At 52.9% G+C, this 24,081-nt stretch carries 17 protein-coding genes; 8 read left to right on the top strand and 9 right to left on the bottom strand.

The genetic code is table 11. The features are described 5' to 3' along the window. Positions 1–277: 277 nt before the first annotated feature. The 8 genes from KOR42_RS10225 to KOR42_RS10190 form a co-directional block, all read right to left on the bottom strand. Positions 278–1,114: an amidohydrolase family protein gene (locus KOR42_RS10225; protein WP_231740836.1), complete on the bottom strand. Its 837-nt coding sequence runs from the start codon at positions 1,112–1,114 to the stop codon at positions 278–280. 129 nt (positions 1,115–1,243) lie between these two features. Then, positions 1,244–3,295, bottom strand: coding sequence for an agmatine deiminase family protein (locus KOR42_RS10220; RefSeq protein WP_146509390.1), 2,052 nt, complete (start codon positions 3,293–3,295; stop codon positions 1,244–1,246). A 378-nt stretch (positions 3,296–3,673) separates the two neighbouring features. Beyond that, positions 3,674–4,531: a hypothetical protein gene (locus KOR42_RS10215; RefSeq protein WP_146509388.1), complete on the bottom strand. Its 858-nt coding sequence runs from the start codon at positions 4,529–4,531 to the stop codon at positions 3,674–3,676. Between the two features lie 160 nt (positions 4,532–4,691). Continuing rightward, positions 4,692–5,660, bottom strand: coding sequence for a carbohydrate kinase family protein (locus KOR42_RS10210; RefSeq protein WP_146509386.1), 969 nt, complete (start codon positions 5,658–5,660; stop codon positions 4,692–4,694). A gap of 176 nt (positions 5,661–5,836) precedes the next feature. Next, the gene (locus tag KOR42_RS10205; RefSeq protein ID WP_197441034.1) at positions 5,837–6,565 is read right to left on the bottom strand and encodes a DUF2062 domain-containing protein; all 729 of its coding nucleotides are present in this window, start codon (positions 6,563–6,565) and stop codon (positions 5,837–5,839) included. A gap of 125 nt (positions 6,566–6,690) precedes the next feature. Further along, positions 6,691–7,389: a TlpA disulfide reductase family protein gene (locus tag KOR42_RS10200; RefSeq protein ID WP_146509382.1), complete on the bottom strand. Its 699-nt coding sequence runs from the start codon at positions 7,387–7,389 to the stop codon at positions 6,691–6,693. A 186-nt stretch (positions 7,390–7,575) separates the two neighbouring features. Further along, a complete protein-coding gene (gene leuB, locus KOR42_RS10195) occupies positions 7,576–8,655 on the bottom strand; it encodes a 3-isopropylmalate dehydrogenase (RefSeq protein ID WP_146509380.1) in 1,080 nt (359 codons plus the stop codon). Between the two features lie 559 nt (positions 8,656–9,214). Then, a complete protein-coding gene (locus KOR42_RS10190; protein ID WP_197441033.1) occupies positions 9,215–10,213 on the bottom strand; it encodes an alpha/beta hydrolase in 999 nt (332 codons plus the stop codon). A gap of 392 nt (positions 10,214–10,605) precedes the next feature. Between KOR42_RS10190 and KOR42_RS10185 the strand changes: the two genes are divergently transcribed. From KOR42_RS10185 to KOR42_RS10165, 5 genes are all read left to right on the top strand, one after another. Next, complete coding sequence (locus tag KOR42_RS10185; RefSeq protein WP_146509376.1) at positions 10,606–14,139, top strand: FHA domain-containing protein; 3,534 nt, start codon at positions 10,606–10,608, stop codon at positions 14,137–14,139. A gap of 113 nt (positions 14,140–14,252) precedes the next feature. Further along, positions 14,253–14,723, top strand: a complete 471-nt coding sequence (ribH, locus tag KOR42_RS10180; protein ID WP_146509374.1) for a 6,7-dimethyl-8-ribityllumazine synthase — start codon at positions 14,253–14,255, stop codon at positions 14,721–14,723. A gap of 517 nt (positions 14,724–15,240) precedes the next feature. Further along, positions 15,241–15,687, top strand: coding sequence for a transcription antitermination factor NusB (gene nusB, locus KOR42_RS10175; protein ID WP_146509373.1), 447 nt, complete (start codon positions 15,241–15,243; stop codon positions 15,685–15,687). Between the two features lie 577 nt (positions 15,688–16,264). After that, positions 16,265–18,265: a DUF11 domain-containing protein gene (locus KOR42_RS10170; protein WP_146509371.1), complete on the top strand. Its 2,001-nt coding sequence runs from the start codon at positions 16,265–16,267 to the stop codon at positions 18,263–18,265. 279 nt (positions 18,266–18,544) lie between these two features. Further along, a complete protein-coding gene (locus KOR42_RS10165; RefSeq protein WP_197441032.1) occupies positions 18,545–19,804 on the top strand; it encodes a PQQ-binding-like beta-propeller repeat protein in 1,260 nt (419 codons plus the stop codon). Here the strand turns inward: KOR42_RS10165 and KOR42_RS10160 are convergent. Continuing rightward, positions 19,745–20,905, bottom strand: coding sequence for a hypothetical protein (locus KOR42_RS10160; RefSeq protein WP_146509367.1), 1,161 nt, complete (start codon positions 20,903–20,905; stop codon positions 19,745–19,747). The two genes, KOR42_RS10165 and KOR42_RS10160, sit on opposite strands and share 60 nt — an antisense overlap. 348 nt (positions 20,906–21,253) lie before the next feature. Here KOR42_RS10160 and KOR42_RS10155 point away from each other — a divergent pair, with 348 nt between their 5' ends. From KOR42_RS10155 to rnc, 3 genes are all read left to right on the top strand, one after another. Next, a complete protein-coding gene (locus KOR42_RS10155; RefSeq protein ID WP_146509365.1) occupies positions 21,254–22,498 on the top strand; it encodes a DEAD/DEAH box helicase in 1,245 nt (414 codons plus the stop codon). A gap of 20 nt (positions 22,499–22,518) precedes the next feature. Beyond that, positions 22,519–23,043: a response regulator gene (locus tag KOR42_RS10150; protein WP_231740835.1), complete on the top strand. Its 525-nt coding sequence runs from the start codon at positions 22,519–22,521 to the stop codon at positions 23,041–23,043. A 111-nt stretch (positions 23,044–23,154) separates the two neighbouring features. After that, entirely contained in the window at positions 23,155–23,955 is an 801-nt protein-coding gene (gene rnc, locus KOR42_RS10145; protein WP_146509363.1) for a ribonuclease III, read from the top strand. The last annotated feature ends 126 nt before the right edge of the window (positions 23,956–24,081 follow it).

The following is a 24,081-nucleotide window of genomic DNA, read 5'->3' as shown; positions in this document are numbered from 1 at the left end:
AAAGTGAGTTGAGGAAAAACCGGTCCGTGCATTGAGTGTCTGCTGCGGGTGGTCGAATCCACCAGGATTGAACACTCGCAGGGCCACGTCCGTGGGGGAAATCTTATTGAGGTTCCGTAGTGTATCAGCCGCCTGAGACAATCGAAACTGATACGTCTGTCAAGCGCTTTTGAATTCTTATTCGCGGCTCCGCACGAATCACTGCAGCAACTCGCTAGTCACGACTTGTCGGTTTAAATACGCCGCGCAGCGACAGAATCGAATTTCTAAGGACCGTTCAGCCGAGCTTATAGAATCGTCGTGCTGTGTTTCCGAAGATGTCCGCTTGTTCCGCATCGCTGAGTTGAGATGTCTGCTCTTTCAAAGCTTCGAAGACTTCTGAATAAGTTGCAGCGAGTTCACAGACCGGCCAGTCCGATCCGAACATGCATCTCTTTGGACCAAAACACTCCAGTGCGATCTCGACGTATGGACGCAGGTCATCGACCTTCCAGGAATTCCAGTCAGCTTCCGTCACCATCCCGGAGAGTTTGCAGTAGACGTTTTCGTGTCGAGCAGCTGCGCGAAAATTGGCTTCCCAATCATCCAGGACCTGTTTTTTGATCCGAGGTTTCGCGAGATGGTCAATGACCATTGGCAGGTCGGGAAACTCTTCGGCGAGCGTTTTGGCGTGCTTCAAATGTTTGACATAGAACAACAGGTCGAAGGGGACTTCGTGCTTCTGCAGAACGGCGAGACCTCGTTTAACTGGTTCACGAATAATGAAGTCGTCGTCGGGTTCGCCCTGGGTGATGTGTCGAATCCCGACGAACTTCGGGTGCTCGCGAAACTCCGCAAGTTGTTCTTCGCAATTGAGACTCGCCAGATCGACCCAGCCCACGATGCCAGCGATGAAATCGTAGTGATTGGCGAGTTCGAGGGCCCAGCGGTTTTCGTCGAGGTTGTGTTGTGTTTGGACGAAGACGGATTGATCGACGCCAGCTTTTGCCATCTCCTTGGCAAGGTCTTCGGGAAGATAGTCTCCGCTGATTGGCTGATGCTCTGGGCTGTCTAGCCAGTCGTAGTCGAAGGGGAGTGAACGTTGCCAGAAATGTTGATGCGCATCAATGATCATCGGGATGGTCCAAGCGGCTTCAGAAAGGGAAGAGTTCTGAGGATCATAGAAAACGCGCGTGGGCCACGGTCAAGTGTGCACAACGAATGTGTGTGGTCAACGGGTCTCTTTGCGGAGTCGTGCGGCGAATCAGCTCTCTTCAAAGAGAGTCTGAATGACTCGTTCTGGCACGCGGACGGTTTTTGTCATGCATCGCAGTGCTCCTCCTCGACGACCAAGCGCGGTCGAATCAATCATCCGAACTTCCCAGCCAGGAAGAGCTTCCCGGTAAATTGCTCGAACACTGGCTTCCATGGAACGAGGTGCGTTTTCCCAGGATGGGACCAGGACGAGTCCGTTCAGGTAGACGACATTTGTGTAGCTGCCGCCGAAGAAGTCGCCCTCGTGGGGAGGCATTGGGATGCGTTTGACCTTCAATGATCCGCTGGGAGTTTGCAGAGTTCGCAGCAATGCGGAATGTCGATCCAGAAGGATTCGATTCTCAGGATCGTCTGAGCCATAACTTCCCAGAAGAACCGTATCCGAAGTGGGAAACGTTGCGAACCAGTCGATGTGGGACGTTGGGTCGCGATGCAATGTTTCGATGAACTGGATCTGAGTTCCTCCGTAAACTCGCTGCAACGTCCGTGAAACCATGTCTCGCGTGATGCCCAACTCAGCATTGCGTTCGAGGATATGTTGGCTGACCAGCAAGATCCCGGTCCCGTTGCCGACGACCGCTCCGCCTTCGAGCAGGACTGGGGTTTCGATTGGCCGAAGATCATAGAAGCTGGAAAGCGTCTTCGGAGATTCATCGTCCCGGTAGTGAGGGCGTGTCAGCGCGTTCGAATAGCTGGGATCACACCAGGTGGGTTCTCCGTAAATGCTTTGGAACGATTGTGGTCCGTAATCCTGAATCCAGGGGGAATCGGTTTCGACATTCACGAGTTGAATTCGCCGGCCTTTAATTCCGTCTTTGAGGCGGCCCGCGAGGAATCGTCGCGTCTCCATGTCGGAAACCAGAACGGCGATGCGGATGTGATTCTTGGCTGCGGAAATGACTTCCAGAAGTTCTTTCGCACACCAGTCATGCCAGGCGAGGAGCAACAAATCCTGGTTGTCGTGATCGGGGAATAGCTGCCCGGACTGAAATCGGGTTGTCGAGAGTGTGATTGCTGGTCGGGGAGCAATGAGATAAGCGCGCCATGAGTGAAGTTGATTGTTGAGTCCGGCGGCAATCGTTGGGTCTTCGCTTTCCGGCGAGTTGTTCAACGTGTGGAGAAGTTCCTTGAAGTTGAGCAAGGTTCGTTCGTACTGCTGAAGCGGGTAGAGATTATCGCCTTTTCGATTCACTTCCGGAATGATGGCGATGAAATCATTGAGCCGTGTGATGGCACGTTGTGCGGTTTCAGTTGCCTGGACGGTGTCATTGTTCCTGACGGCAAGCTCCGCTCGAACTCCCATGGCATTGAAAATGATATCGATCGCCTGAAACGGTGTGGAAGCGATTTCTGCAGAGTACTCGGCGATGGCCACGCTTTCAGCGGCTGCGTCTAAAGAGGGTTGGCCGATCGATTCCAGCAGGATTGCCTGATTCCGAAGGGCCACGGCCAGCGACGATGAATATGTGTAATCGTCGGGAGACTCTTTGAGGAGCGATCGAAGTTCCTGAACAGCGAGGCGTGTCGACTCGAGTGCTTCCGCATCGCGACCAGTCATCGCATACGTCGTTGCCTGCAGGGTTCGCGTGACAGCTGTGAAATAGCGAGAGCTGAAATCGTTGAGGCTCGCGTTTTCGACGGTGGCAATGGCGGCGTCGTAAGCTTCAAGAGACAAAATATAGTCACGCGAACCGAAACAGATTTTCCCGATTTGCTGATGGGCTCGGGCGACTTCAAATAAGAGTGCCGGGTCCGATTCCCAGGTTTTGAGGAAGTCGGTGAAGTACTTGTGAGCGAGGTTGAGCTGCATTGATTGCTCAAAGTTTAGATTGTCGCGCGCGCGCGGAGCGAGTGTGACGTAATCGACCGACTGTTCGAATTGTTCGAACAGGTCGGGTTTGAACAACGAAGCACGCTCACCAACTGACTTCGAAGCTGCCAGTGGTTGTGAGTTCTCGACCCAGTACACCCCTCCGACTGCTCCGACGAGAATCAGCATGAGGAGAAACAGGTTTCGGATAATCGATTTTGAAAGTCGCATTCAAGTAGGAGTCTTGCCGATTTTCCTCGCCTCTTTCCGCGCGTCGGAGGGTTGGATGGAATGTCGGGAGGAGAAAGGCTCTGGGAACCTTCACGATTTCGGGCCCTACAAGTCAAACCCGGGAGAGGCGTCGAAGTTTTCGTCGAAATCGGGTGAAAGTCAATATTTGCCAGTCTGTGGTTCTCAAATCTTAATGAGATCTGCGCACGACAATTGGGCGTGCCAACTTCTTTCAAAAATTCTCGGTCGAAGATAAGAAATTTTCGCGTTTTGGTACGGCAGAGAACGCGTTGGCCAGGAGTGAAGACACTTTCGTCACTTGCAGCCAACAGTGAAAGAAATGGGATCTGGCGAGTGCAGGGAAACCGCGAACATGGCTTAGAACCAGAGAGTCAATCCGCACGTGATTCCCTGAAGGTTGGTATCGCCGATATGAAGAAAGTCATAGCCCGTCGAGATTTCAAAATGTTTGTAAATCCAACCGAGTGAAGCTTTTGCGTGATACAAATCGGCATCCCCAATGGTCCCGGCATCGATGACGCCACGAATGACGAATGGCTCGCCGGGAAACATGTCGATTCCATAGGTGAAATTCACTCCAGCGTCACTTTGGTCTCCGCTCAGCCAGTTGAGGCCGAGGCCTGAATACATCTGAATCGTTTCCGATTGGGCGAATCGGTAGGTGACGTTGAAGTCGCCGTTCCACAATGTGTCGTTTCCGTGAGGAGTGGTCTCGTTCCAGTAGTTCCATTCAGAATCGACTCCAAAACGCGAGGACGTGTCGAGCTGAATTCGGCTTCCGACACGTTCCAGCCCCGAGAAGTCCGAGGCATACTCGGAAGTCAATTGCAACGCAAACGGTTTCACCATTGGTGATTCGGGGTTGATGAGCAGGAATCCGCTGCCTTCTGCTTCGTACGGATACTTTGGGTAAGCGGCTTCGCAAAGTTGATCATCTTCGATCAGCGATGCAGGAACCCACCATGGTGACGTGACGGCGTAGAACAGCGGCGGGGCCAGAATGTCGACAAAGAGTCTCTCCGTCCACGAATCGGAATCGCACTCCGCTGCGGACGGAGCGCAGTTGTCGGACTTTCCGGAATCGCGGGGTCGGTGTTTCGAGGACTTCCCTTCGACTGAGTCTTCGATTTGCTGCAAATCCCCTCCGAGAGAGGCTTTATTCACCGCGCAAGAAGTCACGCTCAGCCCAAGAAGAATGATGATCCATCGGTTCATTTCAGACTCTCCGAGGTGCGGGAGTCTCAATAGCGGAATTCGTTGATGGGTGTCAAGATGATTGCCTTCAAGGATCGATCACTGACGACGGTTCCTCTCACGGCCGTTAAGACGAGTTCACCGGTCCCCGTTTGATCCCGATCTCTCGTTCGAGCGGATTTTATTCGTCCTCTGCGCATTTCTGAGAACGAATAAACTCTTCCAGTTCCTGTGAGTTAAAAACACCCGTCGTTGCTCCGGAATGCTGGACACAACTGGCACCCATGGCAGCCCCGTAACGCATGCACGTTTGTGGAGGGAGCTCTTTCAGAAGTGCGTAAACGAACCCTGACACAAATGCGTCTCCTCCACCGGTTCCATCGACCTGCGTGACGGAAAAGGCAGGAACTTCTTTCACTGCTCCAGTTTGGTCGGCGAGAATCACACCACTGGCACCTCGCGTGATGACGACCGCACGCGCGCCCCAGTCAAGCAGGATTCGGGCTTGCTGTTGAATGTCAGAAGTCCCGGTCAAGAGTCGAGCTTCATCGGAATTGGGAAGGAAGTAATCTGTCTCCGGCAAAGCATCCTTGAGCATTGTTCGGCACATATCCACGTCGTCGAGCACGACATCGAGGACGGTTACGACCGAAGAGTCGCGGGCGCGTGAGAAAAGGTCTCTCACGTTTTCTCCTGAGAGACTTGGGTTCAGCCCGAAGCCGCCCACAACGAGTGCTTTCGCACTGCTCAGCAGTTCGTTCGAGACTTCGTTTCCGGTGAGTTGGGTATTCGCTCCGACAGCGTGAATGAACCGGCGGTCTTCTCCATGAACATTGATGACCATCGTGGCTGCGGTTGCTTGATCGGTGAGGCGTTTCACGTGCTCGCATCGAACTCCATTGGAGCGGAGTTCTTCAATCACGACATTGCCGAACGGGTCGTCTCCGACTAATCCCACAAGCTCGACAGAAAGCCCGAGTCTCGCCATGTCCGTGCTGGCGTTGGCAGCGCAACCCCCGATCGTCAGTCGCAGTTCGGGAGTGGTGATCAATCCTCCCGGAGCGGGAATTTTGCGGATCGGAGCACACACATGGTCAGCCACGATGAGCCCGAGGCAAACGACATCGCATGAGAGTTGCGACGGCTTCATGGAACCCTCTTTCTAGAGCAAGTTGTTCTTTCCTGTGCACTCGCTTGAATGTGTTGTTTTATGAACGTAGCAATCAGCACAAACAAACGGGACGAATACCTTCTCAAGCAGCCCTGACGTTTGATCTCGCCATCTGCCTGCTTTCAGAATTCGTCCCAGACATCATGAACGATGTGCTAAGAGAGCGGAAGCTTGGAGGACTCGGAAGAGGTTGTCGAGTAATCAGCGTCGACGTTGGGAACAAGTTTGCGGGCCGCATGAAGTTGTCGACGTTTCTGAACGTTCTCAAGCAGACGTTTCATGAGAGGGTAGGTGGGAAGAGCGAAGACAGAAGCCACTATCAAAGAGCCAACGATCAGTGGAGAGCCGATGAGGTGAAAAGCATTCAGGAAGGAGTGCCACCACTCTCTCATTCCGTTGTACTTGAAGACTTTTGCGAATTCGTCCCAAGTCAGTTGAGAGTGAATGAAGAGAGCCCCAACCCGGTAATTGAACCAGAAGATTGGGAGCATCGTGAATGGGTTCGAGACGTAGACCGCGACAAGTGCCGCGAAGCGATTGAATCGGAAGAGCTTTCGCGTCAGAAAAGCGAGCGCAATCACCAGAATCATCTGAATTCCGAACGTCGGAGTCAGCCCGATGAAGATTCCGATCGCTGTTCCGAGTGCAATGGAATGTGGTGTGTCGCGCAGAAGCAAGATCGCGCGCACCCATTGGCGGGGGTCGTACCACCACGCAATCTTCGATCGCCAGTTCATTGATCGATGATGCGGAGGGAGGTGTGATTCGTCGTGGTCACCCATGATCGGCTGTTGATTGGTCAGCAGGAAGCGTTGAAACCTGTCGTGGTCATTCTGGCTCGAGGGAGGCGAGGAAACACGATCCTCGAGATTCGTTGATACCACCACAGACCTCATTCGGATCACTGGTTATGCTCGACCAACCCAATTCAACAAGAACGCAACACTGCGATGATAGGGGGGCTTGTTGTTCAGATCGGCTGTTTGGACTCGGGCTGTCTTCGGAAACTTTATTGATCAATCAGGTTCTTGACGAAGGGGATGACGTCTCCGTGATAGGTAAACTCTGACGGATCTTTGGGGTCAGGGAATTGTCCGGCGAGTTGCCCTTGCTGATTGTAAACAAGAACGACCGGAAGCGAGGAATGGGGAATTTTCTCGCTGAAGATGGTGTTGAAATCGGTTGAGCACAGGATGTTCTGGATGTTCGCGTTGAATTTCTCCAGCCAGGTCATCGCCGAATCTCGATAGCTTTCAACAGGTTCATCTTCGTAGCCAGCATAATCCAAAGAGACCGAGATACAGGTTACCGAATCGGGAAATTCTTTGGAAAGTTTGATGAGGTTGGGAAGTTCTTCAAGACACGGAGGACACGAGGTGGACCAGAGGTCCATCACGACGACTTTGCCTTGCTCCTGATCGACAAGTTTCAGTGTCTCATCCCAGCTCTTCGTCTCGAGTGTTACAGGAGTCGACTCAGAGGGTGTTTCTGAATCTGTTTCGGAGTTTTCTTCCGAGTTTTCCGTCTCTTCAGTTTGTCCCGCCGGGGCTGGTGTTGGAGTTCCACTTTCTTCCGGTTCGTCGGTCACTGCACTCCCCGCTTCCGGGACTTCCGGAGTCGGAGGAGTTAGGTCTTCCGCGGCTTTGTTACATCCTGAGATCCAACAAATGAGACCAATTGCAAGCAATGGCAACAGTCGATCGTGCATCGTTCGAACTCCTTTGGCGATGTCAAACTTTTCAAAAGGCAGGGCTGTACGCGAGCCCTGAGGACGAGTGGAAACGAGTTCTGCTAGAGCAAGTTGCTCTTTCCTGTGCACTCGCTTGAACTTTTTCACCAGCGAAAAGGCTGAGTTTGTTCGTGCGAGTGAGTGCACACGAAATCAGAAGATGCTCTAGGTAGTCAGTTCTGAGCAGACCCGATCACCCATTTCGATCGTGGACAGCGTCGATTCGTCACCACGTGCGAGATCTTTGGTACGTGCTCCCGAACGCAAAACCGAATCGACCGCAGCTTCGATTGCATTCGCTTCTTCTTCGAGGTTCAGCGAGTGTCTGAGCATCATGGCGGCTGCCAGGATTGTCGCGAGAGGATTCGCGATTCCCTTGTTGGCAATGTTCGGAGCCGATCCATGAATCGGTTCATAAAGTCCGGGACCATCGCTTCCAAGAGATGCTGATGGGAGCAGTCCCATCGATCCCGGAAGCATTGAGCCTTCATCCGTCAGTATGTCGCCGAACATGTTGCCGGTGACCACGACGTCAAACGTCGATGGACGTGAAATCAAGTGCATCGCCATTGCATCGACGAGAACGACGTCGTATTCCAGGTCAGGGAATTCTTCGCGAACAACGCGTTCGGCCACTTTTCGCCACAGTCGCGAAGCTTCAAGCACATTGGCTTTATCGACTGATGTGAGGCGACCGGATCGTTTCTGTGCTGCCTCTGCCGCGATGCGAACAACGCGTTCGACCTCGTGAGTGCTGTAGACCATCGTGCTCGATGCTGTTTCGGTCCCGTCGTCATGTTTTTCCAATCCGGATGGACCGAAATAGATTCCGCCGGTCAGCTCACGCACAAACAGGATGTCGGTTCCTTCGACGAATTCCCGACGCAATGGGGAAGAATCGATGAGGAATTCGTGCGTGGTGATGGGCCGCAGGTTTGCGAACAGGCCCAATTCCTTGCGAATCTTCAAAAGCCCTGCTTCGGGACGAGTCTTGGCGTTCGGGTCATCCCATTTCGGACCACCGACAGCACCCAGCAGAATTCCGTCTGCGGATCGACACGCAGAGAGTGTCGGCTCGGGAAGTGGATTTCCTGTTTCGTCGATTGCAATTCCGCCGATCAGATGAGATTCGAACTGGAATTCGTGATCGAACTTTGTGCCGACAGCCTCAAGCACTTTCTTCGCTTCCGCGATCACTTCCGGTCCGATTCCATCTCCAGGAAGGAGGACGATTTTAGCGTTCACAGTTGAATTTCCTCTCAGTAAACCGATCGAAGTCGGTGGATCGATGTGTCAGCTGTCTTTAGAAGAACGTGTTGCTCTTGCTGGTGAACTGGCTTGGTCCGTTTGTCAGGGTTTTCATCCTCTTTACTCAATCAAATAGCGAAAACCATTTCTGAAAGTCTCTCAGGACTCTTCCTGCTTCAGCGAGTCTTCCGAGGAAGTTTCTCGATTCGCAGGTTTTGGGATCGCATTGAGAAGGCTGGATGAAGTTGTTTCGGCAGGGGAGGTCTCTTGGAGGCAGTCCGCAGATTCAAGGGCAGTATGAGTCAAATACCGTGTCTTTCAAACCCAATGTCATATCAACGCAACGTCATTTCAACGTCTTGTCATTTTGGGCACAGTGTCATTGCTGGACACAGTGTCGACTTCTGTGTGATTCTTCGTTTGTTATAGAAGAAGTTCACACCCCGGATACCGGGAATCTTTGCAGTTTCGACAACAGTACGTCCGGCGGAGGGACTCCGTGACACCTGAATTTGTGAAATTTAGTGGACAATGGGGGCGGAATCTACTCGAACAATCAGTTCTCTCGAACCTGGTTCTCGATTTCTGAGTCTTCGACATCCCATTCGCTTCCACTCAGTTTCGCTTTCCAGAAGTCGAGAATCATTTGCCGCACCTGCGGATTCTTAAAACCACCATGAGAGCCCCCATTGACTCGAATCAACGTTGACTCAACACCGATCATATCGAGAGCCCGGTCAAGTTGAATCGATTGATCGAGCGGGACAAGAGGGTCGTCTGTCCCATGAATAATGAGGAATGGGGGATCGTCTTCCGAGACATATGTCAAAGGAGAAGCGGCCCGAACTTTGTCGGGATTCTTTTGAATCGGGGCTCCAATCAACAACGATTCGGGAGAGTTCGGGGCGTCGTGGTCCATTCGGCCGGGGAAGTCATTCATTGTCAGGAAATTCGTCGGTCCGTACAGGTCGACAACTGCGGAGACGCGATTCGATTCGGTCGTGTGCTCACCGATCGGATCAGGATAATCGGCATCATCTCCCGAAGTGCCGAGCATCGCGACAAGGTGCCCACCGGCGGAACTCCCGATGACTCCGATTCGTTCGGGATCAATCCCATACTTTTCGGCGTTTCCGCGCAGCCATCGGATCGCTGCCTGGCAGTCTTTGATTTGCTCTGGCCAGATCGCGTGTCCACTGAGGCGGTAGTTGATCGAGGCGCCCACAAACTCTCCTGAAGCAACGGATGAGTAGACCTGCCCTCGACCGCCAGCTTTGTCTCCCGCTCTCCATGCTCCACCGTGAATGAAAACAATCAACGGGAGTTGCCTGGCTTTCGGATTCACCGGGAGGTAGAGATCCAGACGCTGCCGCTGATGGCCATTCGGGACATATTCGAGGTCTTTCAAAACCTTGACAGCTTCGCGGTTCGCGGGACGCTGCCTGACATTGGGCGTGTCTGTTTGTGCAGGCTGTGCCGATAGATTTTGCGAACTGCACGCAATGATCAAAAACGTTCCCAAAATTGCGATCATTCTTTGCGTTGTGCACGTCATAGGAGTGTTTCCTTTATGTTCCGTTCTTTCGATAAAGTCTCGCAAATTGGAGCGACACTCACAACGATCCGCATGCATTCAATCCGCTGTTCAGTGGAGCGATCGGCGACGAGAAAACTCCCCGGTGGAAACGGATCTCGTCAAGAACGAATCGGTTTTAACGTCTGTCTGGCCTGCGCACGAATCGGCGAATGCAAAGCCTGAACGATTTTTGGGGCATCAGACACCGCAAAATCGGCAGTTGGAGTGATTCATTGCAGGGATGATGCGAAGGTGTCTTTGGGGTTTTGACCGCATGAATTTCGTGAGGTATATGCCATTGAGGGTGATTCTCTGAGTGACCGATGAGGAGTCGGTACGTCGAGGTCGCCCTACCTCAGGAGCAATGACAAATGGCACACCCCTCCATCCCCAGAAGCAAAACTGTTGCGCACAATGACAAGCTTGCTTCAGCTTCGGCAGTTCTCTGCTTGAAACCACTCCGGTCGAGTTGGGAACTTGACCCTGTGAATCTGACTCCCGGTCGCTACCTGCTTGGGAGTGGTCAAGGCTGCGATCTCGTCTTTGATTTTGACGGTGTCGCAGAGAAGCATGCTTTGCTGGTGATTGGCGCGAAGCGAACAATCCTTCAGGCCTACTCTCCGATGACTTGGGTCAACGACGGAGCAGTCAACGAAGAGACTGTTTCAACGGGCGATCGCATTGCGCTTGGCCCCATCGAATTCCTCGTTGAAGAACCTCTCGTCGAGAGCCACGAGCACGGCAGTCCGGCGGGCGGCTTTCTGGCGTCGGACTTCGGAGACCTTTTGAAATCGATCCTCTTCACAGGACGAACTCGCGAAGACTTCCCGGCGGAATCGACGGAAAGTCATCAGGCGGTTGATGGCAATTCGCAGAGCATCACGAGCGATGTCAAGTCAGAAGTTGTCGCTCCCGACGACACTCAACAGGCTCAAGAGAAGCTGCAACAGCTGCAGGAACAAGTCGATCGGAATCAAAACGAGTTGGAATCGGACCGAAATTCTCTGGAATCAAAGCGTCTCGAATTGCAGGACGAGTTCACCCGGCTGGAGTTGGTCAAACAGGAACTGGCCGAACGTGAACGAACATTGAATTCGACGGAATCGGAACTCGAACCGGAACGCACTGCAAGTCAGGCAGAGAACGAACGGCTCGCGAAAATGCAGTCGGATCTCGCCGAACAGAAACAGGAACTTGTTCGCCAGCATGACGAGAACTTAAAGCTGAAGGCGGAACTGGAGTCGCTTCGTCTCGAGTTAGAAGCAACAGCCAAGGAGCAACGAGAGACCCGTGCTTCGCTTGAAGCGAAGGAGGATCGCCTCAACCAGGATGCGACTGGCTGGGCAACGCGTCGAAGCGAAATCGAGATTACGCTCCAGAATCTTCAAGAGCGTGAAGTCGAACTCTCTCGCCGTGAAGAAGAACTGAATTCCCGCAAGAGTCACGTTGAACTTCAAGCGGAGGAATTGACTCGCCAGGCAGAAGCACTCGAAGCTGAGAAAACGGAACTCACCAGAAGAGAGAACGAACTCAGCGATGCGGAACGCAATCTCGAAGAACGAGCACTGCAAGCCGATCAACAAGTCTCACTTTCCACCAGCGAGCCAGAACTGACGTCTCGGGAACTCGAACTGGAAGGTCGATGCCAGACGCTCGCACGGTTGGTTCGGGAACTGAAGAAGTCAGAAGCCAAACTCAGGGAGCAACAACTTGAGTTTAAGAGTTCGCAGCAGGCAGGTTCAGAGAGTGCTTCACAGAAGCAGAGGGAATTGGAGCGGGAAGCAGAGCGGTTGTCTCAGGAGGCGCAACAGCTCGAAGAATTGCGTCAACATCTTGATCAATCGAAACAAGAACTCGACGAAGAACGGAGTCGTTTGAAAGCGGAAGCAGATGCGTTCAGCGATGAAAAGGAACAACTTGCCTCGATTCGAGACGAGTTGTCTCAGAAGGCTGAAGAGTTCGAACAAGCGACGCAGCAGCTGAAAGAGCAAGAGAACTCTCTTCGCGATGAAATCGAGAGTGCGTCGATGCAAAAGGCGCAAGATCTTCAATTGTTCGAGCAGCAGTTGCAGGAAGACGTCGCCTTTCAACAAAGGCGAATGGAAGAAATGCTGTGGACCGTACTGACTGAGCGGGACGAACTCGAAGCTGTGCGGGCGACACTCATCTCGGAAAGAGAGATTCTGGATGAGAAACTCGAAGAACTGCACGGCAACCGGCGGACGTTGAATGAAATCGAACAGGTTCTGAAGGAAGAAGAACAACTGCTGCGAGCGGAACTCGATCGGTTCGCTGAAGCAGAAGAGAAGCTTGAGCAGGAGCGCAGAGACTTAGCCAAATTCGCCACCGATCTCACCGACTGGAGCCACACGCTCGAAGCCAAAGAAGCTGCGATGCTGCAATTGTCGAGCGAAGCCAATGAAACTGGCGGGGAACCGTCCTCCCCCGAGCCGTTGGGTTGGCGTGCGGAGTTCGAAGAGGCTCAGGCCACTCTGGCAATGAAGGCAGATCAACTGCGCGTCGAACAGACAGAGATTGAAAAGCTAGCCGCACGGATTGAGCAGTCGCGGGAGCATCTCGCTCATCGTGTGGCGGAACTGGAACGTCGCGAACAGATTCTCGGTGAGATGGAATTCCGGATGGGAATCGATGCCGATGAAATCGCGAACGGTCCATCTCGCGATGAGAGTAGCTGGTCCGGTTCATGGGAGGAATTCAGTGTCGAATCGGCTCAGAGTTCCGTTCCGGGGCCAAACTCGGATGATCCGACTGCGGACGATGATGAGTTTGAAAGTTTCGTTGAGGAACTGGCATCAACGCAGATTGAAGTCGTACACGATCAGGCTTCGGGTTCGGAAGCTGAGAGTGATGCTGATGAGCCTGTCGATTCTCTCGATGCTGAGGATTGTGCCGGACGTTTCTTAGATGCAACGGACGGAATCGATGCGAACGCGAAATCTGAACCTCAAGAGGACTCCGGACTGATCTACGATTTCGCTGAGTATGAATCAGAATCTGAGTCTGAGACAGAAGACGATGCTCGCAGTGATGTCTCAACTCCACAAGTGACAGAGGGCCAGGAAATGATCAGTGACGATGAAGTTCGTGCAAAAGAACTCCGGGCGGAGTTAAGTCAGGCATTCGGAATTGGAAGAGAAGGGGCTGACCCTTCCGGAGCGACAGGGAATCGGGTTTCGCCAGCGGCTTACGATTCATCGAGTTCAGATGCCGGAAGAGACGATCAGGGATTCTCGGCGTTGCCACCGACGTCCCATGAAGAGGCTGTGAGTCGGGCGCCGGAAGATGTTCAGTCGGACGACTCGAATCCGGAAAATGCTCCAGCTGAGGAGTCGGGAGAAATTTCGATCGACTCGTATATGGAACGGCTTCTTTCCCGAAGTAACCAGACGAGTGAGTCTAAATCCAAAGCCGAGGAAGCTCAAGAACAGGAACAGGCAATTCAACTGGCCGATTCCGAGCGGGAAAAAAGCAGAGAAAAGGCCAATAAATCACCAAGCCCTCGTCCATCCGACACCGACCGGAAGGAGCTTCGCCAGAAACTCGATTCCTTTCGGGCTGTCGCGAATCACTCCGCCAGGCAAGCTGTCGCGAACTCCATGGCGGATCGAGAACGCTTGAGGTTTCAGCAGTGGAAGCAGACCGCTTTGATGAGTTGGGGCGTCACACTCGTCCTGATCCTCGTGTCGCTGCTCCTGTTTGGCACATTGTCGATCGTTTCGTATCTCGCGATCGGAGCGGCATTTGTCCTCACCTTGAATGCTGTGATTTCGTATCGATCGTTGTGCCAGTTGATGAGAGATGGCTCGAGCGAGTACGAACCCGGAGAGAATGCCCCGGAAAATGTGTCTTCCGACAAGGACGCTTCGACTGAGGACTCTCACTAAATTGGAATCCGCTCAGCGGGCCACCAGACGAAGGCGTTCGAATAGTGGTATGACCGGAGTGATCCCCCTAGAATGCGACCTTTGATTCTCTTTGTGGTGACGAAGCGGAAATTATGGTTCAGCAAACTTCCGGCAAACTGATCGCAGATTCTGAAGACCGTTTTGCAATCGTTGTGTCCCGATTCAACGATCTGGTCACGGGAAAACTTCTTCAAGGAGCGATCGATACGTTGACTCGGCACGGTGCTTCGGAAGAGTCGATTTCCGTATACTGGGTCTCTGGTGCATTTGAGCTTCCGGTCGTTGCGGAAAAGCTGGCTGCCAAAGGAGATGTGTCGGCGGTTCTCGCCTTGGGAGCGGTCATTCAGGGCGATACCGATCACCACGAGTACATCAATCACGCTGTCGCTCAAGGATTGATGACAGTGTCGCAGAAGTTCTCGATACCCACCTTGTTTGGCGTGTTGACCTGTCGTACGATGGAGCAAGCTCTGGACCGAGCTGGCGGAAAAGCAGGGAACAAGGGTGCCGAGGCCGCTTTGGCAGCAATCGAAACACTTGATGTTCTCAGACAGATCTCCTGAATGCTTTGGGCAATGGTTTGTCCACGACTTGTGCGGAGATTTCGTGAATACGGAGATGAGATTTCAGGTCGATGGAATGTCCATCGGACGGGGGCTTCCAAAGATCGCGTGAGTCTCCCCAAGAGATGGGTCAGGCAGGCATCCTGGACAGCGCCGAGTCGCTCGGTCGGCGAAAACAAAACGTTTGATCATGGCGCGATCACGTCATCGAAGGAATGATGAATCGAGCTTGTCTCGGACGGTCTTTGAAATCAAGTAAATGTCCCCGGAAACAAGATGTTGATTTTGAGATCGCTTCAGAAACACTCTTAACACTGTTCGACCGAACACTGTTCCACTGAATCACATTTGCAGGGATTAGGCAGACTGCTGAGTCAACTCCGGAAGGACGAGTTCACTCGAAAGAAAAACGTGATTCGCCGTTGCTTCGGCCATGCGAAAGCTGGCGGCACCGCGAGCCTGATTCTCAATGACTTTTGATACCCACCGACAGAATTCCACGATAGAGCAGAACTGAATGGCTCGACGCAGCAAATCCCGACAAATTGCCCTCCAGATGTTGTATCAGACGGACCTGAATCCAGATATTGGAATGAATTCGATTCGCGAAATGATCGCCGAACGAATGAAAGATCCGGATCTGAGAAGCTTCGCCTGGTCGCTGTTTGGCGGAGTGATGGAGTGTCGCGCTGAACTCGATGAAAGAATTCAGGCTGTCGCCCAAAATTGGCGGATCAGCCGAATGGCTGCCACCGATCGGAGTGTTCTTCGACTCGGGGCATTCGAGCTATTAAAGACGGACACTCCGCCACGCGTTGTGATCGATGAAGCGATCGAACTGGCCAAAAAGTTCGGAAACGCTCAGTCCGCTCAGTTCGTCAACGGCGTGCTGGACCAGCTCATCCCGAACAAGCACAATCGTCCGAAAGAGCCTCCCAAACCCGATACGAACGGCGGCGAATAGCGGCGAATCGAGTTTCGGGTCTCAGAAAACGCTTGATCGTGCGGGCCCCCAATCAAAAAAACAGGCAAGAGATTGGGCAAAAAATCGGGCAACAGAACGGAGCGACGGTCACAAACTCTCCCGGCGAGTGTCCTTCTGTAGCAGTGTGGACATCTGAAACTGCGCGCACTTCTGGATCACTGTCCGGTCCCCGCTTTTGTGGGCTCTAAAGCCGTTTTCTCAGGCAATAATTGCCATTCCGAATGCTCGATTGGGCGAAGAATCGGTTTCGGCTTGATTCAAATCGGAAGAATCGATTCTCTTGAGCGAAATCGATCTTTCGTCGAGCAAATCAGGAAAAGACTTCGCGGAAATCCGGACAACCCGTCCAATTTCCTCATGTTCACGAAAGAACGTAGTCGATTTCAACGATAGCAGATGTGCCGCGCTCCACAGCGTCACAGACGCACCTCGAAATCAAACTTCTTGCTGAGCGAATCGCCCATCCTACGGTCAAAGTGACGTCCCGTCGCAGCTCAGTGAGTCTTCGATCGTTCCAATCCATTTTGGACCCCCTCACATCGTTACGGAGACTGTCATGCGAAGGAGTGCATGTTTACTGGCCATTCTCGGGTTGGGAATATCGAGTGCCAACGCTCAGAGTTCATTCGGACCTTCCGTCGAGGCGAACAAGCCCGCACCAGGTGGGCTGCAATTTTTCAATTCCAAATCGGATCAAACCACTCCTTCGGCAGAGGCACCCGGTCCCAGGCCTGTGAAGATTGAAGAGGCTTCACCGATTCCGGGATTCTACGGGCAGGCCATTGGAGGCGCAGCTCAAAAGAACGAGGCAAAGGCTGAACCAGCCCGTCCAACGTTCACCTTTGAAACAACAGTCGATGCGTCCGCGGGAAGCGGAGTGACCCCAGCTACTTTTCAAGCTGAGGAATCTGACAGCAGCCCAACGATTCAGCCAGTCAGTGGCGAGTTGGGCGACGTTCGTCCATTTCCCGGGAAGCCTGCGAGTGCAGAGGCACCTGCACCTGAAACTCCTGCACCCATGACGGCAGCGGACGGACAGGAAGAGATGGGCGTTCCTGCCAAGACAACTCCAAAAGGATCGTTCACGATCACTCGGGCTCCGGACCGAAAAGAAAAAGCCGCGCGGTCGCTGACTGCTCCTGTGGCTCCCAATACATTCGGAACTCCATCGGTCGTCACCGGTCGCGATCTTCATGGACCGCAGACTCCAAGCTTGACGATCGAATGGAAGACCAACTCCGAAATCAACGTCGGCCAGCAGTTCGACTGTGACCTTGTGATCTCGAACCACGGAAAATCAACAGCTACGCGTGTTGAAGTTCAGGCTCGTTTGCCGCAGAACATTCGCGTTGTTAATACCGAACCCAAACCTGATCAGAGTGAAACATTCCTCGGATGGGAATTCGCGGAATTGAAGCCGGGACAACAAAAGACCATCAAGGTTTCGATGATTCCGTTTCAACGAGGAGCCATTAACGCCGATGCCAGCGTTCGCTTCTCAGGCAACGCCAGAGGTGTCTTTGAAGTCGCCGAGCCAATGCTCGCTCTGAAACTAACAGGTCCTCAGGAAGTTCACGTCGGGGACAGTGTTCCTCACTCTGTGATCGTTACAAATCCGGGAACCGGTGTCGCGAAAAATGTTCGCGTCGAAGCGTTCATTCCGAAAGGACTTGAACACATTCGTGGTGAACGATTGCTGATGGAAATCGGATCTCTGAACCCCGGTGAATCACGACATGTTCAACTGGCGATGTCAGCTGTCGCAGGCGGAACTCACGATGTGATGGTTCACGCTGTGGCTGACAATGGTCTCGACGAACAGATCAGCTCAGCCGTTCACGTCATCGCCCCGAATCTGATGGCTGAAGTGAGTGGTCCTCGACTGCGATATCTGGGTCGCGAAGGAACCTTCAAACTGACAGTCAAGAACGACGGACAAGCTGCCACGAACAACGTCCAGTTGATGCACAAAATTCCGGACGGGTTCAAATTCGTTTCGGCGGATCGCGGAGTTCAATTCGATCGCAATGCAAAAATGCTGATCTGGTTTGTCGGTCGGCTTGATGTCAAACAGTCGGCAGAGTTGAACGTCACACTGATGGCTGAGAAGTCGGGAGCGTTCAAGCACCTCATTCGTGCGACCTCAGAGCACGGCACACTGGCTGATGCCGAACTCGATTGCCGTATCGAAGGAGCTTCATCACTTTCCGTGGCTGTCATCGATCTCGATGATCCTGTCGAAGTCGGAACCGAAGCTGTCTACGAAGTTCAAGTCAAGAACGAAGGAACCGCAGCGGCGAAAGATGTTGGCCTGACTTGTGAACTCGCACCGGGAACAGCGTTTGTTCATGCTGAAGGACCAGCAGCTCATGTGAGTGAAGGAAACGAAGTTGTCTTCCGCACCACTCCAGAACTCGCACCGGGAGAAACTGCGACCTTCCGTGTTCGCGTCGCGAGCAAGACTCCCGGAAACATGCGGTTCCGAGCACGGGTAACAAGTGAATCTGTGCCTGAACCACTGACGACTGATGAACTGACAAAGTTCTACGGCGAGTAGAGCGGGCGACTCCTTCGTGAGGACCTCGTTCCTCGAATGAGTCGATTCGAAAAATCGTGATTAACACGAAATTCAAGAGACGCGGCGTACAAAACGTCGCGTCTCTCGCTATTTGTGGGATGCAACTTTTCTCATAGGTATCATTGCGTAACAGCTTCGGATTCATGATGCTGGAAGGCTTTCAGAGGGCAATGCTCTCCACTTTATTGCCTCCCGGTTGAACATCGATCCCAACGTGCAAAACGTGAAGTTGTGCGCACTATTTGAATGAGGTTTCCCATGCCCCCTGTTCGTGTCGCGAATCTGTTTTTGTCTGTTCTGGTTTGTACGATGCTCGCCGTCCTTGCGGCACTGACTTCTGTCGAGGCTGAGGAGTGGACCCGATTTCGTGGACCCAATGGTGAGGGAAAGAGTTCGCAGCAGGGCTTCCCGACGAACTGGGAAATGGAAGATTATGAATGGGTCGTTGAGCTTCCCGGGAAAGGGCACTCTTCGCCGGCCGTCTGGAACGATTCTCTGTTCCTCACAGCAGGACTCGACGATGGAACCCGAATCGTATTGTGCGTTGACGCTCTGACCGGGGAAATCCGTTGGGAGGACTCGATTCAACTGGGCGCCAATCATCTTCACAAGAAAAACAGCTACGCTTCAGGAACACCTGCTGTTGATGGTGAGCGGGTCTTTGTGGTCTTTGCAGACGATAATCACTACACGATTCTGGCGTACGACTTTGCGGGCGAACGAATCTGGTCACGAGATCTCGGTTCCTTCACGAGCCAGCATGGACAGGGAGTCTCTCCGATTGTCTACGACGGAAAAGTGATCGTTCCGGATGATCAGATGGGGCCAAGCAAGATCGTCGCTCTCGATGTTGCGAGTGGAGAGCAGGTTTGGGAATCCGAACGAGACTTCCGCCGGACCTCCTATGCGACTCCTTTGATCGTCAACATTGACGGAAAGGATCAGCTGGTTTGTCTGAGCGGTGCACTGGGACTGTCGGGATTGGACCCACAAACAGGAAAACAGCTTTGGTTTTCCGGTGAGCTTCCCGATCGAACTGTGGCCTCGCCTGCGTATGGAGAAGGCTTACTGACCGCTATTTGCGGAAAGGGTGGACGCGGAACGACTCTGGCACTTGTGAGGGCTGACGGGAAGGGTGAAGTCGTCAACATGCGAACACGCAACTTGCCTTACGTCCCGACTCCGATCATTCACGAAGGCCATTTGTTCTTGTGGAACGATGGCGGCGTCGTTTGCTGCATCGATCTGTCCGGAGACCTGGAACAGAACGTCTGGATGGAGCGGGTCGGAGGAAACTTCAGTGGCTCACCCGTACTGATTGACGGAAAGCTCTACTGCATTTCTGAAGAAGGGGAAGTCGTCGTTATTGATGCCTCGCCGGAATTCCATCTGTACGGAAAAAGTCCGATCGGTGACAACTCGTATTCGACGCCAGCAGTGGCGAACTGTCGCCTCTATCTACGAGGATTCGGAAGTCTTGCCTGTTTGCGATCCGGCACTCGAGTCACCCAGCGTTGAAGTCTCCGTTTCGGAGTCACTGCTTGCAGGGAAAAGAGTTCTGTCACGAAACGAAATCATCTGACCTTCGAGGATGCGCCCGTCGGGCGTGACTCCATTGTGATGAATCGTGCAAAAGATTGACGGTGTCGTCCAGCGCGCGTTGTAGGGGTTCGGGACGGGAGGCTTCTTCGTCCGGTGGTTGTCGAGAGACTCCTGCAACGCAGTCAGGAAGTTCTTGTCGCGAATGCTGATGGAAAACTTCCCCGCAAATGCGGGTCGCTTGGTCCTTGCGTGAATTCCCGCAAGGAGGACGGATCGAAGTTCCCCTTCAGCGTTGGTCGAATAGCCGATGATCGCGTAATCGTTCTGATAGATTTTGTCTTCGACAATCCCTTCAGACGTTTCGTGATATCCCGGTGGCTGGTCTTCAATTTGAGTGAGTAGCGCGGAATCGCCTTCTGGGTCTAAGGAAGCAATCTCATCTTCTGACAGGCCGTCGATCGCTTCTGTGTCGCTCGAGAGATCGAGTTCTTCCGGTTGATCCGGAATGACTTCAAGGGGTTGCTCTTCCGTTTCGATGACTGCAAGAGACGCATTGCGCCGAAACGGTTCAGGAAGAAGTTGAGGAGCAAAGAAATAAACGCCGATGCCGGTGGAGGCGATGAGCCCCAGTAGAATTCCGGTGATCAGGATATGGGATGATTCATCTTCGTCGATTTCATCCTTGTGAGCATTCTCGTCGTTGTCCTCGTCCAGGTCCAGTTCGAGACCTTCGACGGCGGAATCGTCAAAAACGGATTTCCCGGTCTTTGGATAATACCCGCAGTTCGGGCACCAGGAGCTTGTTCCCCAGTCTTCTGTCGATTCGCAGGAGGGGCACATCTCCGTGAATCCGGAGTTCTCCTCGAGGAGAATTTCGTCCGAACTCGACTGCAACTCCACTGAATTGAGGAGGTCCTGCAGGCGTTGTTGAGCGGCCAGGAATCGATCGTTGTTTTCCGGGGAATCTGTCATCGGGCAAGCTGGTGACTCAGCGAGTTTGGGACCGACGAAGGCAGCTGTGCTGACAACCCAGCGATTGTCTTGAGTCTGAACGCGGCTCGAAAAAGACCTTCTCAACGATTCGAGTCACGAGTTCAGGATGCCTTCTGCAGTCTGGTGGTGTTCTTTGGATTGCTTGTGCGAAAAGCCTGGTTGTGAGGGTCAAGATTTTCGCGTGAACGAGTTCCTGAAAACTGTTTCGATATCAGCAGTTAGTTGACGAATGTTCACATGTTCTGGTTGTGTTCGTTTCTGTCGATTGTTTCACGTTAAAACCTAGCACATTTCCACAGGTCGATAGCGATTTTTGCCACGCGGGCGTATGATTCAGTAAACTGTTGTCGTAATTGAACTTTCTTTAGTGCAACCAGCGGTTTGTCACTTGTATTCAAGACTGGCCGGTTGCTGAATTGGTTGAACGCACGTATGACATCTGATGTCGAAACACTCTCATTTAAGGGTCTTGGGCTGAATCAGCGGATCCTGGCAACGCTTGAATCACTCGGTTTCGAGAAGCCCACACCCATTCAAGCGGAATTCATTCCCGTCGCGATTACTGGCGTGGATTGTATTGGACAAGCACGCACTGGAACCGGAAAGACGGCAGCCTTCGCGCTCCCGATTCTTCAGAAGCTCGATCCTCGATCGGAAGCGGTCCAGGCGATCATTCTGGCGCCGACTCGAGAACTGAGCGAACAGGTCGACCGGGAATTCCGATCACTCGCCGGGAAGTCCAACTGCGAAACCGTTCTCGTGGTCGGAGGTCGTCCTCTCGGGCCGCAACTCTCTGCTCTTCGAAAGTGCCCTCAGGTCGTCATTGGAACGCCGGGACGCGTGATCGATCTTCTCCAGCGAAAAGCCCTCGATTTGAGTCAGGTCAGCTTTACTGTTCTTGATGAAGCAGACCGGATGCTGGATATCGGGTTTCGAAAAGACATTGAACGGATTTTGAGTTCGTGTCCTGAAGATCGCCAAACTCTGCTCCTCTCCGCAACGCTGGCCGAACCGGTTCAGCGATTGGCTCAACGATTCATGAAGGAGCCGGCGCTCGTCGATCTTTCTGAAGATCACGTCGTCGTGGATACCATTGAGCAGTTTTACTGCACCGTCGAGCACGAGCAGAAATACGGATTGCTGATCAAGTTGCTTCTGAATGAGCGTCCCTCGCAGGCGATCGTCTTCTGCCGCACTAAGCGGAAGGCTCATGAGATCTATGCGAAGACTAAAAAGAATCTGCCGGACGTCGCCGCGATTCATGGAGATCTTCCGCAGAAGACTCGGGATCGTGTTCTCAAACAGCTGCGTGACGGTCGAGTTCGATTGGCGATTGCGACGGACGTCGTCGGTCGCGGAATCGATATCTCGGGAATCTCTCACATTGTCAATTACGATATTCCTGAAAGTGCTGACGACTACATCCATCGCGTGGGGCGAACGGGTCGACTCTCTTCAGACTTTCACGGGCGGGCGTTTACCTTCGTCACTCCGGAGCAAGGACCGGAATTGACAAAGATCGAGATGCGAATCAATACCCTTTTGCATGAGTATCGCTTCGACGGATATAATGCATTTCAGTCTCGCGAAGTCGGAACCGTTTCCGAGAACGAGACCTTTGAACCGACTCCGGTTTCGTCATCACATTGGGATGACATTCTCAGTGATCTCGAGTAGATCGGACTCAGGAGGCGAGAGTGACTGGATTCCTCGGAGGACACGACAGCAGTGACGAAGCAGCAGCTCTGCAGTCTGCCGTCGGTCGTCCTATGGAGATCCTTCTGGTCGAAGATAGTCTGGTCGCTGCCAAGTTTGCGATTGGGGCTTTGGATCGCAGCGGAATCCGGCATCGTCTGACCTGGATGAGTCACGGCGATGACGCGAAGAGTTTTGTGTTTCAGGAAGGCCGGTTTTCACTCGCTCCGCGTCCGGATCTTGTGTTGCTCGATTTGAATCTTCCGGGGCTCAGCGGTCGTCAAATCTTGCAGCTGATGAGATCGACGGATCACTTAAAGCGGATCGCTGTCGTGATTATGACCGGCGAAACGACTCCGTCTGATGGAGACGAGTTCGGGGCGATGGATGTGCAGGGAGTTCTCACCAAGCCGGTGGATGTTGGAAACTTTGTCGATCTGGTAGAAAGGCTGAAGAGCTACTGGAAAGCGGAGATGATTATTCCTTATTCGCAAGAAGGGCAAAGCGAAAATTCTCGCTCGAATTAAGTAGCTGAAAAGTAATCTCTATGCGGGCTTGATGCTTAGCGAATTGACAGTCTACTCAAAGGCGAAATAGACTTGGCTTCTCAATCCGAACGTTCTCGATGTTGATGATTGATGTCTTCTCAACCGGCCTCTCAACTTCCTGAGTCAGATGCATTGGCAGCTTGCCAGAACGTCTTGCGATACCGGTTCAAGGACCAGGACCTCCTGATCCGTTGCTTAACGCATGCTTCTGCAGCACGGACACGGTTGGAATCGAATGAGCGGATGGAGTTTCTTGGCGATGCAATTCTGGGGGCAGCTGTCTGTGAAGAACTCTTCCATCGATTTCCGGAGTCGTCAGAAGGGGAGCTGACCCGAATTAAATCAGTCGTGGTGAGTCGAGCCACTTGCGCACGGTTGATCCGCCAATTGAAACTCGATGACGTCCTCGTCCTCGGAAAAGGAATCACAACGAGTTCATCGGTTCCGAATTCCGTTCTTGCGACAGCGTTCGAGGCGATCATTGGAGGGATTTATCTGGACGGAGGATACGAAGCGGCTTGCTCGTTTATCGGATGGGTGCTTGATGAAGATATCTCGAATGCCGCTGAGTCGACGATTGGAGTGAACTACAAGAGTCTCTTTCAACAGCGAATGCAAAAGGTGCTCGGGGAAACTCCGGTCTATACAGTCATGGACGAACGCGGTCCGGATCATTCAAAATGTTTTCAGGTGACCGCAGTCGTAGGGGATCGGGAATTCATCCCAGCTTGGGGGCCAAGTAAGAAAGTCGCGGAGCAACGGGCAGCCCGGAACGCGCTCGCTCAACTCGACGGGGAATCTCTTCCGCTTCAGAAGAATTCGGATGGAGCTTCGTGCGAAACCTCAGTGCAGCAGGATGATTCATCGGAAGAATCATCTCCGCAAGACTGAGAGGCTATCCGGAAACTGAGGTTTTGTGAAAGTCTGGTTTTGTTCACACTTTGCGGTTCATCAACGCAAAGGAGTGCACGGTGTCCGAGGCGATTCGAAAAGCGTACCCAAGTGACCTGACTGACC

Origin of the sequence: Thalassoglobus neptunius, assembly GCF_007859735.1 — a bacterium.
GTDB lineage: Bacteria > Planctomycetota > Planctomycetia > Planctomycetales > Planctomycetaceae > Thalassoglobus > Thalassoglobus neptunius.
This window is presented reverse-complemented; position numbering and strand designations above follow the sequence as displayed.

Excerpts from the sequence above, each read along its gene's own strand:
- KOR42_RS10165 (WP_197441032.1), top strand. The coding sequence starts at position 18,545 with ATGCCCCCTGTTCGTGTCGCGAATCTGTTTTTGTCTGTTCTGGTTTGT.
- KOR42_RS10190 (WP_197441033.1), bottom strand. The coding sequence starts at position 10,213 with ATGACGTGCACAACGCAAAGAATGATCGCAATTTTGGGAACGTTTTTG.
- KOR42_RS10170 (WP_146509371.1), top strand. The coding sequence starts at position 16,265 with ATGCGAAGGAGTGCATGTTTACTGGCCATTCTCGGGTTGGGAATATCG.
- nusB (WP_146509373.1), top strand. The coding sequence starts at position 15,241 with ATGGCTCGACGCAGCAAATCCCGACAAATTGCCCTCCAGATGTTGTAT.
- KOR42_RS10210 (WP_146509386.1), bottom strand. The coding sequence starts at position 5,660 with ATGAAGCCGTCGCAACTCTCATGCGATGTCGTTTGCCTCGGGCTCATC.
- KOR42_RS10215 (WP_146509388.1), bottom strand. The coding sequence starts at position 4,531 with ATGAACCGATGGATCATCATTCTTCTTGGGCTGAGCGTGACTTCTTGC.
- KOR42_RS10200 (WP_146509382.1), bottom strand. The coding sequence starts at position 7,389 with ATGCACGATCGACTGTTGCCATTGCTTGCAATTGGTCTCATTTGTTGG.
- KOR42_RS10155 (WP_146509365.1), top strand. The coding sequence starts at position 21,254 with ATGACATCTGATGTCGAAACACTCTCATTTAAGGGTCTTGGGCTGAAT.
- ribH (WP_146509374.1), top strand. The coding sequence starts at position 14,253 with ATGGTTCAGCAAACTTCCGGCAAACTGATCGCAGATTCTGAAGACCGT.
- KOR42_RS10225 (WP_231740836.1), bottom strand. The coding sequence starts at position 1,114 with ATGATCATTGATGCGCATCAACATTTCTGGCAACGTTCACTCCCCTTC.
- KOR42_RS10185 (WP_146509376.1), top strand. The coding sequence starts at position 10,606 with ATGGCACACCCCTCCATCCCCAGAAGCAAAACTGTTGCGCACAATGAC.
- rnc (WP_146509363.1), top strand. The coding sequence starts at position 23,155 with ATGTCTTCTCAACCGGCCTCTCAACTTCCTGAGTCAGATGCATTGGCA.
- KOR42_RS10220 (WP_146509390.1), bottom strand. The coding sequence starts at position 3,295 with ATGCGACTTTCAAAATCGATTATCCGAAACCTGTTTCTCCTCATGCTG.